The following is a 13,107-nucleotide window of genomic DNA, read 5'->3' as shown; positions in this document are numbered from 1 at the left end:
CTCTGCTGTCTGAATGAACAATATTTGTTCGAATGTATGGGGTTGTTCAAAGTATAAACACTGATGCGTCAGCCCTGTATCCCCCTGGAAGAGGTCGTGTTTGGCTTTGAAGTGCAGCGCCAGGAGGTCACCCTCTATGCGAGCCAAATCAGCCATGACTTCCAACTGCTCCAAACTCACCAGCGTTTCGGCCAGCGGGGTCTGGATCTTACAGACAGCGTCCACACCCTGAGCCAACAGGCGAGTAGCTTGGCTACTCAGCGTGCGTGCTTTGGGGTGGGAGAGAGGGCTTGCAACAAAGGCCATCGCGTCGTTAAGAGCGCGATTAGCCAAAGTGTAACGACCCTTCATCCGGCACTCTTCTGCATACGAGAAGAGCGCATACGCCCGGTTTACCCGTTCCTCTTCGCTTTTCAGCGTTTTGGCGTCGACATTTCTAACAGTGCAGGCTTGCTGTCCAGCTGCGGTATAGAAGCGCAGCGTGAAAGCGATCTGACCGTCGCAAAGCACAGCGAAATTCGCATAGCCTTGTACTGAGGCGGACATTTGCTTTACCAGCGAAGTAACGAACTGTTCGCAGTCTTGGTTATTACCCTCGAAGACAAAGTTGGTCTGGCTATCAAGGGTGTAGGCTTTGAAGTTGCTCATAGGGGTGCTCCATGCACGACAAAGGCACCTCACGAGGTGAGGTGTCTTGCGTCGTCAAAATGCCAAAATGGCGGTGATGACCGAGAAGGTCGTTAGGTGGCTCAGTGAGCCTTTGAGGTACTGCTAGACATGAGTTGGCGCATCAGGTCGGTCACCATGGCCAGTCCCCGTTGCCAGGTACTGGTTTCAGTGAGCCGATCAAGCTCGCCGGGAATAAGCGTGCGATAGCCCATGTAGATGGCGTCTCTCAGAGCTTCTTCCGGGGTGGTGTAACACATGTGGCTTTGCGGGCCATGGCTGTCGTAGAAAGAGAGCCGATAGCCGCCGTTATAGCGCGGTTCGGGGAACACACAGGCTAGGTCTGCACGATCTCCTCCACGGCTCAACTCCAGGCCACACGCATCGCCGCCGTTTCTGGCAACGATGTCGTCTATCACCTTTTGTCGGCACTGGTTGATGTAGTCCTGTTGCTCCAGCAGAACGGTGATGATGTCGATGTCGACGTCATCAGAGTCTGCCGGTAAGCGGGCCAGGAAATCTGACATAGAAGCGGTAGGTTCCACCGCCAGGTCGGCAATCAGATCAGGGCAGGCCCTGATCTCAGCTTTACTCGGCATGATGTCACCCTCCTCAGTGGAACTCGGCATTGAGCGCTTGAACTGCCCAATCTGTCCCGATATAGCCCCACACCTCGTCAGACACACCCGTTTCCCATTCAGGATCATCTTCGGTGCCTACGTTTTCGAACGTCGCTACGACAATCCCATAGCATTCGCCAGCGAGATAAGCGTTGTACTCATCGAGCACGTTTTGACACAGCGCAGTCCGAGCCCGGTCGCGTCCAGTCTCCAGCATGGCGGCGGTAGCCGTTTTGCCAGAGGCGAACTTCACGAGCCAAGTCCACGCATCTGCCCAGGTAGCGAACTCCGGTTCCACACTCTCTCCCGTTGTTACCTTCCATCCTTTGCCACGACCCATGTCTTCGATGTTGCCGAAGGCATAGATGGACTCGTTGTGGTTGATATTGTCGAGAGCGAGCTCATCGGGTACCCAGACTCCAGCCCTACGTGCGGTATCCCAGTGGCAGCTGTTATGCGTCCCACTGATACTCCACAGCGTGCCTGAGTGCTCATAGCAATCGAGTGATACAGCGTCACGGTTACCAATGACGCCGCGAGCAACCAGATCACTCCACACATCGGTCGCCACTTCCAAAGAGAACGAGAAGTCCCAGAGGTCTTTCCCGCTCACGCTCCCACCAGCGGCCTGCTGCTTCCAGAAAGCGGTAGCACGGCGCTTGAGGTACGCGGTTGTGGATTCGGTCTTGCGACCGGTGGACTCAGCCCAAACACAAAATTCGGCCCGGATAGAGGCTTGCCGTATCCATTCCTTACGGAACGCATCTTCGGCAGGGCCCCCGTTGCTCAACAGCTCCAAATCTGGCTGCCAGTCGGCATCCAGAGCCAGCGCTTCTTGCATGTGCGGGTGTTCGTCTCGTGCGTGACGGTGTGCGGTGAACAGGTGTCCCTGACCATCGCAACATACCATCGGGTCTTCACCATCCAGATCGTCAGCCAAATAGCCGACCTTGAGGGTATTGCCCTCTTGCTTGACTATGAAATCCTCGAAGTCCATCACGAAGGAGGGTGCTACGGGGAAGTCCAGCTCACCAATTTCGGTTTTCAGTGCGGTAGTGTTCATTGAATTGCTCCATTGCCAAAAGGCATGTAATTCCAGAAGGGAAATGTCGTATCGCCGGATGGCGATGAGGTACAGGCAGGCATTGGCCGATTCAGGGTGAACCAGCCTGGTGCGTGCTTAAGTGGGGGTGTGACCGATGAGGGTCACGGAATGACGCCAGGCCCACGACTGCACCCGGTGGGGTGAGTAGTGGGCTGGTGGCGTGTTTACTTGCGGCCCATGACCATCTGCAGAACCTCAGCGAACATCTCGGGGAGATGTTCAAGGTCAGCGCAGAAGGGTTGGAGCTCAGGAGCCAGACCGTGCAGCATTTCGTTACCATCGCCAAAGCGAATGGCACAAATCACACAGCCGTGCTCTTGTGCGGCAGGAACGACGTCCCGCAGGTCACCATAGCCATCGGTGAGGATGAACACGATCTTCGTGTCTTCCTTCCGGTGAGCCAGATTTCCCATTGCAGCAAAGGTGGCTTGCGCCGTCTCTGTGCAACCATTTGGCCAGGACAATTGGCTCAACTGTCCGCGGGTCTCCCAGTCATGAACGAGGTTTGCATCGTCATTGAACTGGATAACAGACACCGCGAAGTCCTTGAGACCTTGCAGAGCTTTAACCAGGGAGGCACAGGCCACACCCGCCGGTTGGTGAGTGACAGGCCACATGGATCCACTGGTGTCCAGCATGATCTGCACGGCAGCAGAGGGGGTCTTTGCACGGGTACTGTGCTCAAACACCCGCAGATTGCCCGCAGGGATACCAGCTAACCGACGCCCGTTGAGCTTGCTGCCCGAGGTACGAGCAGTGGTTTTGCTGGTGGTAAAGCTCGCGCACCATTTCTTCAATGAAGTTTGAGCTGATTGCACTGCACGTTGGTTGATCTCGTACTGGCACTTGTTCGGGGTCATGTAGCGGGTCAGCACCATGGAATCCACGAAGGGATCCAGTGTGCCGGGCTCATACGTTTCCTCGAATCGAGCGTTCATGCGCTTGGCCACACCAGAGCAAATATCCTCCGGCATGATCTCGTCACCACAATCGTCGAACCAGTTACGGTCAGGTGTATCACCCTCGCTCGGACCGTTGCCGGTACCGTTCAGAGAGTCAGTGTCACCGCTTGCGTCACCGTCAGCTTCGCCTTGGGCATCACCATTGGATTCACCGTCAGCATCGCCTTGGGCATCATCATCGGATTCACCGTCAGCATCGCCTTGGGCATCACCATCGGATTCACCGTCAGCATCGCCTTGGGCATCACCATCGGATTTACTGTCAGCATCGCCTTGGGCATCACCATCGGTATCACCTTCAGCATCATCGCCTTCGGCATCACCATCGGTTTCACCTTCAGCATCATCGCCTTCGGCATCGCCATCAGCGTCACCATCAGCACCGTCGCCTTCATCTTCCGATTCCTCAGAGTCAGACTGCTGTTGTTGCTGTTGCTGTTGCTGTTGCTGTTGCTGTTGCTGCTCTTTCTGCTGCTGTTCCTCTTCTTTCGCCTCGTTCAACCAATCAACAATGTCGAGGGCCAAAACGAGAGCGCCTTGGGAAGAACTGATCTTGCTCAGCCGGACAAAGCCTTCCACGAACTTCGCGTGAAGCTCAGGGCTGACGCGACCTTGCAGCAGGGAGAAAGCCAGTTCGGATCTCTCCTTCATGGCCAACTGCTTGAGCAGGTGATAGCGCCCACCGTAGAGGTAGAAGCAGGACACCAGCGAGGTCAGGCCCATGCCTTGGGAGGGCATAGACCACATATCGCCACCTTCGCACAGCTTCTGCACCATGCGATTGAGGTTGATGGCAGCGCCTTTGTAGCGCAGACCAATCAGAGCCTCGATCCGAATATCCTCAAGGATGTTGGTCAGGTGTTTCACAGTGCTACCGGCAGCATACGAGGCTTTCACCACGTCCCAGTCGGTAAAGCGGACATGACCACATTCATGGTCGATGTAGCCGTCCACCAAGAGCATGTCCTGTTCGGTCATGTTTTGGTTGATGGCAACCGTGATCACCCAGTTATGGCCAACTTGTTGGCAGTAGGTGCCATGGCCAGTTACTACCTTGGTGTTTGCTCCGCCAACGGTGGAACCCAAGGTGCTCAGAACCCGCAGGTTTAATTTTTTCATGATTTCATTCCTTGAAAAAAAAACCCTCCGGTTAAGGAGGGTTGATGGCCAGAAGGCATAGTTAAATCCCAAAGGATTCCCAATCGTATCCACCGTCAACCGTTACAGCTGGTGCTGCAACAGTGGCCGGGGTGAACACGGGTGCAGGTGCTACCGAAGTGGTACCTGCTGGATTGAAGATGCTGTTAAGCAGATCGCCATCGACTTCAGCCTGGTTGTTGGTCATCCAGGTATTGATTGCCTGTGGGTCTGCCAGCACACCGAGGTATGCGAGCACGTTCATTTGCTTGTCACCAACCAGGGGCGGGACAAGCGTGGCGGCCAGGGTGTCAAAGGCATCGCTAAACGACCCAAAAGCTGGGTGCAGTATCGCGAAGTCTTTGCACTTCTCAGCAAGCCGTTTGATGGGCTTAATCGACTTGGGGTCGATCTGAGATTTACCGAGCAGCTTATTGATCATGCCTTGCGCGTCTTTGGATATTTCATCCATCGCCGTGTCGACAATCTCATTGGCACAACCATTGAGGTCGTCAGTGAGAGGTTGGAAGACCGACGGAGTCGGCATGTGGATCTTGAACGTTGCCCGGAAGGTATCCCAAGGCAAGCGCACTGCATCAATAACACTCTGCACTGCAGCAGGTTGTTTGCTCTTGTGGTCGTCGATCAAGCGATCGTAAACCGGCTGAAGCAAATCAACCTCATTCATGAACCGTCCCTTCTCTATCTCAAACTCATGGATCAGTTGATCCAGTTTGGCGAGAGGTACCAAGGTACCTGCTCCCCATGCAACGCCGTAAGACTGGATTAACCGGTCGATGGCGTGATACACGGTCGACTTGAAGCGCAGTTTGTCACCTGGGAACCAGACGACGGAGCCAGCGTTGATGGCATCACCGTTCAGGTGGTTGCCATTCAGCACTGCTTCTGCACCTTTCAGAGTTGCCTTGCCGTCAGACCCACGCTTGATGGGGCTTTGGACCAGAGCAAAACCAACTTTCATCAACACTTCCATTGAATCGTTCATAAGATCTTCCTTTTTCGCAGAGCGAATAGAGAGCGCACAGCGCTGGGGTTTCATATCCGCCGGACGTGCCAAATCTCATCAGTCATGTCTGACTGATGGGGCATCGTCCGTTGGAGTAGGGGTTTACCTGTCCGAGAGAACAGGGGGTGAAACACGTTGCAACATTGCAGCGGGCTTCGATTCCTGGGTGTGATCAATCGCACTAGCCATTGCTGACTAATGTGAGGGACACAACAGGAGGGGCTTGCCGGGGGGAGACTGCTTAGAGGGTATTGTTCAGATCACCAGTGGTGGTGAGGTCTGTAGACAAGTTCATACCCAGTATTCTCTGGCAGATGCCATCAAACACTTCACGGTCGGCTTGGCTCAACATATCGCGGTAGGCGAAGTTGATAGCCTCGATGAGGGGAGTTTTCGAACCGAACGCCATGGCAGCTTCCAGCACGTTGCGCTGAGCGCGGGTGCTATAGATGCTGTCCATAGGACGGTCAATATTCCCATCACGTTCAGGACCGAGAGCCGCATCGCGACACTCATTGGCAAGTCTAACCATTGCGGTCAAAAAGCCTTTTTTGAAGCGAGGGAAAGCCATTTCTAGCATTCTCAACTCTTCAGATGCAGGAAGGTACTTAACCTCTATTCCAGCCCAACGTGCGCGAAACGCAGCGTCGAGAGGACGGGAGGACAAATACCTGACTGAAGTACCATCACCGATAGTGTTGGAAGTGCCCCACACACGAGTGTTTGGGTGCTTATCAATCACTTCACCGGTTTCAGGTATGGTGACAGATTTGCCATCACAGATTGCGTGTAAGCGACTGGTGACTTCATCGGAGACCTTATCGACCTCGTCAAACAGTATCCAGCCACCATCACGATAGATCTTCATGATGTCTGACAAAACGTACTTCGTAATCACTCCATCGCCTTGCGGGTTTGGAAGTAATCTGACGCCGCCATCAAGGATGTCGGGAGTCATCGAGCCGTGGCATTCAACTCGTGCGAGCGGAATACCAAGTCGAGCAGCGAGGTAAGTGACCAGTTCAGTTTTACCTGTACCGGTTTCACCACGCAGAAGCAGGGACTGTCTCATGGATGGAGAGCTGGCCCAGATCAATGCTTTCTTACACTCCATAGCTGGCACCACATAATTGAGCGGAGCAGCTGGAACGAGTCCGGCATATTTACCTGGGTTAGCGCAGTGAATAGCTGGGAATGCAATTCCGAGCTCTGGCAACCTGATATTTGCAGCTTCCAATCCGAAGACTGGGGTATCAACAACAACAGGGTCCAGAGTAACAACGTTAGTAGCGTTCATATAAATCTCCTTGTCCGAAAGGGACATTGTCATAACCAAAAGGTTTGGATCTCTGGCCGAATAGTCAGAGAGGGGGTCATAGCCAAAGGGCTTAATTCAACTAAGGGGTAATCAGAGGTCTAGCAACAAGCACTCGCGTACCTGTTTAACAAACTCACGACGTGAACAGTTATAGACATCCAACCAATCAACGCCTTTCTTACCTTCTTTGTCGAATCCTGGGGGTTCCATAGGAACGAGGATCCGAACACAGAAGCCTTCTTGCCGTAATCTGACCGCCAGTGTTTCAGCAGAATCAAGTCCAGCTCCACCGTTGTAGTCGTAGTCAGCGAATATGATCACTTTCTCGACTTCTTTGGGGATCTGTACGGCTTCAAGCAGAGCAGTTGAGTAACACGACCAGGTAGGGAGTCCAGAGCCAGCCATTACAGCAAGTCCAGTCTCGATGCCTTCGGTGAGTGCCAAGATGTTCCCACGCGGTCCTTTACGGGTCGGTGCGAGACGAATGGCGGAGCCCAACAGTTCTTTTTTCTGGCACGGAGGAGGCAACATCATCTTGCGATGAGCGCCTTTGATGCCATGACCGTTTTCATCAAGATAGAGCCGATGGACAGTAGCAACTGAACCGTCTGGCTTTCTCATGACTCCAAGGATGGCGTTTTTGCGAGACACGGTGGCGTGTTCGTCGCGGTGGTAAACATTGGTTGCAACGAGCAGATCAGCGCACGGTATCGCAGGGATGCCACGGCTTTCGCAGTAACTCTTGTAGAGACGGTGACCAGCGGAGGGCTGAGCACTGTTCATCAGGGCACGCAGAGTTCCAGCACGCTTCTTTATCTCATCCTCGTGGAGGATGGGAACGCGGTTGGAAACAACATGTTTGACCTGGGTGGGAGCAACTGTACCGCCGAGCAATTTGATGATGTGCTTGGCAGCTTTACCGGGGTTATTTTCACAGGAGGGTTCAAGGTGCATGATCATATCAATTCCACTAGGAATACGACCGAGATCGTTATGAAAACCAGCGCCTGAATCTTCCCAATCTTTATAGAGCCTGAATTTAGTATCGCCTTTGCCAGTAAATGGGCAGGGCACCTGAGACTTTGTGGCGGCCTGCATAACGCTTGGATAAAGCGTATATACAGAAGACCATCCACCGCGAGAAGACACAAGATCCCACGCTTGTTGAATGATACTCATAAAACCTCCACATTATTTCTTAGCACGCAAGTAACTCGGAGTGTCATAAAAACCCTCGTCATACATTGGAGCCAGCGGTTGCACATGCTTGTTACTGAACATCTTTGCGAACTTCTTCATCAGCTTTTTCATATAAAACTCCTGCCAGAAGGCGTTAATTACCAAAAGGTATTAGTGGGTTACTCAATGAGTGAAATACTCAGCGAGTGGGTATCCAAAAGGATGGATGGTTGGTATTGCAGTGCTCAATCAGCGGAACTTATCTGAGGTCAACACTTCCTCGGGAATAATGCCGAAGCAGTTAAATCCACGAGGCAGGACTACAGGAGTGTATCGCTGAGAACAAGGCTCGACGAACAATCCGGGTGGTAAGGTATTGCTTTGCTTTTTGGAATTTGGAACGGTCTAGCGTGACTGGGTGTGCGAAGTGAGCAAGTCACAAGCAACCAGAAAGAGAGACCATTAGAAAGACCGGGTTCCTAGATGGAGATATAGGACCAGAAGGGGGGGAATATCCGAAAGGGATGGGGGTGGTATCGAAATAACACAGAGCTCAATCAGCGGAACTTAGCTGAGGTCAACACTTCCTTGGGAGAGAAAGCCGGAGCAGTCATCATCGCAAGGCAGGACGACAGTAGTGTATCGCTGAGATTAATGTAGTTTCGATGGTTCCAGAAGGAAGGGTACTGCAGGTGTTGCGGTTTTGAGAGGGCAACGGACTCTTAAAGCAAGCAGCGAGGTGCGTTGTGATGTTTTCACTAACAACTCGTTACTGTCACGTACTGCGATTACAGGACGCCGCGTTTGATTGACAAGGAACGCTTAAACTTGCGTGAAGAAAGCACTAAACAAGCAATATATGCTTGAGAAGATTATTCAACACGATTGGGGAAACCGGGCTTGGTCTGTGTGACCAAGGGTAAGTGCGACGCATGACAATAGCCCCAGTCCTTCAAACCCTGTGGCAGCGTAAAGCGGCAGGCTTGGGGAGTGGGGTCACTGTCACAGCGCAAAGCGCGGGGCTTCACATGAGTGCTGATGTCCTGGGAGGACGACAGCTGGTGGAGCCGATGGCCCAAGAGGGCGGAGTATGCGGGCAAAGGGTAGCCTCACGACTAACATATTTGCACAACTTTACCCTGTCAAGCCATCATGCAGCGTTTATGTCAGAAAAGGGACCGTAGCCCGGTTCGTTCGGATCGGCCAGATAGCGCACCCATTTAACCGGCAGCAGGCGGTCCAGCAGCAGCTCATCGAGATAGTGGGACCGCTCCCCGTGGGTATGGAGTTCGAGGCGATGAATAGCCCGCGTCATCCCGACATACATCAGGCGGCGCTCTTCCTCGATCCCCTCTTCGGTATCGACCTTGGGACTGGGGATGCTTTTCACGTTGCAGTCCACGATAGCCACATTGTCCCACTCCAGCCCCTTCGAGCCGTGCAGGGTGGTGAGTACCACGACGGTAGGCTCCAGCTTGAGCTCCTTGTTCTCCCGCGTCGGCGTCAGCCTGCCGACAAACATGGTCAGCCGCTCGTGCCAGCTGCCGGTGCTCTCCTCCAAGATCTTGAGGATGCTCCGTGCAATCGCGAGGTTCTTCTTCTCCTCGACCAGCTGCTCAATGGCTGCAGTCAGGAGGGTTATGTTGCGCTTGATAAAGACCGGGTTGATGGTGTCGGCAAAGACCGTCGTCACCACCTGCAGCAGCTGCTTCCCCTTGCTCTCGGGAAGCAGGTACAGGGCCGCCGAGATGTTCATGGCTCCCCGCTTTTCGAACTCGTTGAGGTCGTCCCCCTGTAACTTCATCAGGGCGGTCAGGGCGTAATGAGCGCTGTCATCCACGTTCTGGTTGAGGATCATTCTGAACACCCGCAGCAAGCTATCTCCGGTGGAGGTGGTCCAGATCGAGCGGCCCGCTGTCCTCCGGCAAGCAATCTTTTGGCTGTGCAGTAGCAGCTCAATCTTGTCCAGATGAAAACCCGTGCGTGCCAGCACTGCCCAGCTGCCGGTGTGGCGGGTGATGTTCTCAACCAGGCTCTCATAGGAGAGCTCGCGGTTTGCGGCTTGAATGATGGTCACGTTGCCCGCGTGGTCGGCGGCCGCCTTCATCTCCTTGGGGATCCGTCCCTGGTTGGTGGTGATGATGCGCTCAGCGGCCTTCAGGATGTCGCCGCCGCAGCGGTAGCAGGTAGAGAGGTAGTAGGTCTTGGCATCAAAGCGCTCGGTGAACTGGGACATGATCTTGAAGCCGAGTCCCCCCCGGAAAGAATAAATGCTCTGGTCATCATCACCGACAGCGGTGATGGACACCCCGCTGAGCGCATGTTCTTCCATCCAGGCCAATTGGACCTCGTCCGTGTCTTGGAACTCGTCCACGATCATGTGGGTGATGGCGAGCCGCTTGATTGCGCCCTTGCGCAGACCAAACACCACTTCTCTGCACATCAGGTTGAAGTCGATGAGATTGCGCTCTTCCAGCACACTCAGGTAGGTGCGGGTGATGGTGGAGATGGTGTTGACGTCCATGTTCAGCTGGCGGGTTTCAAGGTCGATGGTCTGCTTGGCTTCGTCGTGCTCACCCATATAGCCGCAGGCCATCATGGCTTCGCTGACCTTGCCCTCAAACCGTCCATCCATGATGAGGTCACACTGCTTGGGCAGGGTCTTGTACTGCTCAAGGATGATGCCGTGGAAGGTGGAGACCCCAACCCGGTCGAAGTCCTTTTTACTGAGCAGCAGGCGTAGTTTATTGGCAATGCTGGTGGTGGCGGCGCGGGTGAAGGTGACCATCCAGGGCCGAGCCTTGCGGTTTTGCTCCAATAATTTCACCAGTCCCGCTATGCAGGTGGTCGATTTTCCGGACCCTGGCAGGGCGACGGTCAGGTTGTTACCGGTGCGCGACACGACCGCGTCGGCAATGATGGCTTGTTCGCTCGACAGCATGAGAAATCCTGTTCAGTTGCTAACCAGAATGCTCTAAGATGGCAATCACGGCCAATTAAATGCGTTTATGGAGGCGCTATGCTGAGCAAGATACCCGCCATCCCGTTCACTGGCAATAAAGCGAGTGGCTTGCGCTTCTGTCACTCGTTCTATGGCTTGGTGGAGTCAGCCAATGACTGCACTTGCAGTGTCTGTGGCGTTGAATTTGGCCAGCGTACTGCTTTGGTTCGACGGATTGTGGCACCGGCTCTGCTGGCCCTGTTCACCGTAGGGGTGAATGCCAGTGAGTGTCCGCAGCTCTACCTGGCTGAGCGCGAGCCCGAGATCACAGCACCCCTAGAAGGCGATTTTTATGAGTTGTGCGGGTCTGAACATGCGGTGATGCTGTCCGCACAGAATCGCACCGCGATCTATTCTGTCGAAAAGCTGACCCCGCGACAGATAAAGGGGGCCTTTGAAATCGAAATAAGGTCGTGTGGACCAAGTGTGGGCATTGACGCAAAAACAAAAAGGCCACTATCGCTAGTGGCCTTCGTAAGTCTTTGATTTTAATGGTGCCCGAGGCCGGAATCGAACCGGCACGACGCGAACGTCGAGGGATTTTAAATCAAAGGAACTCGTTTGCATCTCATTGCATGAAATAGCAAGCAGATGGAGCGAGTAACACCGCAAGTTCGCAACAAATCGCACCCCGTCATAGAACATCGCATACCGCTTATCACAGAATTCGCAAAGATACGCCGGCGTGTTGGTCTTGCCCCCGATCTGATAATCTCTGAGCCTTCGCATTTGCAATCGTTTCAGTCGGAGTCCCCCATGGCAGCCTATTCCCCTCCCTTCACCCTGACCCACGCCATGTTGAGCCGGGTGGCGGAGATCGCAGAATTGGTGGGGCAATGGCGCTCGACGCAGAGCTCGCAAGTGCCCATGCTACGCCGGGAAAACCGGATCCGCACCATCCAGGCATCCCTGGCTATCGAGCACAACACCCTGAGCCTGGATCAAGTCACGGCAGTGATCGACGGCAAACCTGTACTGGGATTACCCCGTGAGATCCAGGAGGTGCGCAATGCGTTTGCCGCTTATGAAGCAATGTCGGCTTGGGCCCCTACCTCTTCTGCAGATTTGCTCAGGGCCCATGGACGTTTGATGCACGGGTTATGCGATGACGCAGGGCAATGGCGTAGCAGTGGGGTCGGCATCTATCGAGGTGAGCAATTAGTGCATATGGCTCCCCCCGCGACTCAGGTTCCGCGTCTGATGGAACAACTGATGCAATGGTTGGCAGAAACAGAGGCCCATCCCTTGATCGCCTCTTGTGCCTTGCACTACGAGTTGGAGTTTATCCACCCCTTTTCCGATGGAAATGGCCGTATGGGACGCTTGTGGCAAACGGTGATCTTGAGCCGTTGGCAACCAGTGATGGCCTTCCTGCCGGTGGAAGCGATCATCAAAGAGCGCCAAGAGCACTACTACCACCAATTAAGTCAGGCCGACAGGCTGAGTGACTGCACCGATTTTATTCTGTTTCTGCTAGAGGCGCTGCGAGATGCGTTGACCGAGGCGATTGCCGCGCAACCGGCATCACAGTTCACACAGCTGGAAAAAACGCGGGTAGAAACGCCGGTAGAAATGAAGGTAGAAATGCGGGTAAAAACACCGGATGCAGTGTTGGCGATCTTGGCGAGCGAGCCTGCCCTGACCCTGACACAAGTAGCCGAGCGGATAGGCAGATCGACCAGCACGGTGGAGCGGGCGGCGGCGGCGTTGGTTAAGGCGGGACGATTACGCTTTGTTGGTCCGCGCAAGGGTGGGCATTGGGAAGTGTTGTCATAGGACAGCTTGCTAATGCCACCGAGTGTGTTACTACAGCCGCCCAGCTTCCGGGTCGCATCAGTAAACATACAACCAGCCAAGTAAACCCTAGCGCAACGAACCCCATTTGCGCACAAAAGGGGCGCAGTAACTCTCTGTTTTATCTCACTAACACCACAAGGTGTAAGATCTCCATTGGGGATAATCAGATACTGTGATACTTGCCCCACATCCCAATGGATAGACTCCTATAGGTCAGCTCATGTACAGGATCTTTAGCAGCAACCAATTGAAATAGATATAAAAATGGCTTCGATTGTGATCTGATTTTATCGCC

General features: G+C 54.0%; 10 protein-coding genes. 2 read left to right on the top strand and 8 right to left on the bottom strand.

Annotated features, from left to right (window positions below; all coding sequences use genetic code 11):
• The 8 genes from OKB81_RS15685 to OKB81_RS15650 form a co-directional block, all read right to left on the bottom strand.
• Positions 1–648: hypothetical protein (locus tag OKB81_RS15685; protein WP_270805310.1), on the bottom strand; the 648-nt coding region annotated here is incomplete at its 3' end.
• Positions 649–749: 101 nt separating this feature from the next.
• On the bottom strand, positions 750–1,265 hold the full coding sequence (locus OKB81_RS15680; protein ID WP_161507897.1) for a hypothetical protein: 516 nt from the start codon (positions 1,263–1,265) through the stop codon (positions 750–752).
• A gap of 13 nt (positions 1,266–1,278) precedes the next feature.
• Positions 1,279–2,349 (bottom strand): hypothetical protein, encoded by a 1,071-nt coding sequence (locus tag OKB81_RS15675; RefSeq protein WP_114523107.1) that lies wholly within the window; start codon positions 2,347–2,349, stop codon positions 1,279–1,281.
• A gap of 206 nt (positions 2,350–2,555) precedes the next feature.
• On the bottom strand, positions 2,556–4,472 hold the full coding sequence (locus OKB81_RS15670) for a VWA domain-containing protein (RefSeq protein WP_270805309.1): 1,917 nt from the start codon (positions 4,470–4,472) through the stop codon (positions 2,556–2,558).
• 61 nt (positions 4,473–4,533) lie between these two features.
• Positions 4,534–5,496, bottom strand: a complete 963-nt coding sequence (locus tag OKB81_RS15665; RefSeq protein ID WP_161507895.1) for a DUF3150 domain-containing protein — start codon at positions 5,494–5,496, stop codon at positions 4,534–4,536.
• Between the two features lie 262 nt (positions 5,497–5,758).
• Positions 5,759–6,814, bottom strand: coding sequence for an AAA family ATPase (locus tag OKB81_RS15660; RefSeq protein WP_161507894.1), 1,056 nt, complete (start codon positions 6,812–6,814; stop codon positions 5,759–5,761).
• 111 nt (positions 6,815–6,925) lie between these two features.
• Positions 6,926–8,014: a toprim domain-containing protein gene (locus OKB81_RS15655; RefSeq protein ID WP_171865413.1), complete on the bottom strand. Its 1,089-nt coding sequence runs from the start codon at positions 8,012–8,014 to the stop codon at positions 6,926–6,928.
• 1,150 nt (positions 8,015–9,164) lie between these two features.
• Complete coding sequence (locus OKB81_RS15650) at positions 9,165–10,955, bottom strand: UvrD-helicase domain-containing protein (protein WP_171865412.1); 1,791 nt, start codon at positions 10,953–10,955, stop codon at positions 9,165–9,167.
• Between the two features lie 78 nt (positions 10,956–11,033).
• On the opposite strand from OKB81_RS15650, the gene OKB81_RS15645 reads away from it, so the two are divergent.
• Entirely contained in the window at positions 11,034–11,501 is a 468-nt protein-coding gene (locus OKB81_RS15645; RefSeq protein ID WP_270805308.1) for a hypothetical protein, read from the top strand.
• Positions 11,502–11,771: 270 nt separating this feature from the next.
• Positions 11,772–12,791 (top strand): Fic family protein, encoded by a 1,020-nt coding sequence (locus tag OKB81_RS15640; RefSeq protein WP_102948588.1) that lies wholly within the window; start codon positions 11,772–11,774, stop codon positions 12,789–12,791.
• Positions 12,792–13,107 lie beyond the last annotated feature (316 nt).

Origin of the sequence: Aeromonas sp. QDB56 (assembly GCF_027705505.1) — a bacterium.
Lineage (GTDB): Bacteria > Pseudomonadota > Gammaproteobacteria > Enterobacterales > Aeromonadaceae > Aeromonas > Aeromonas caviae.
This window is presented reverse-complemented; position numbering and strand designations above follow the sequence as displayed.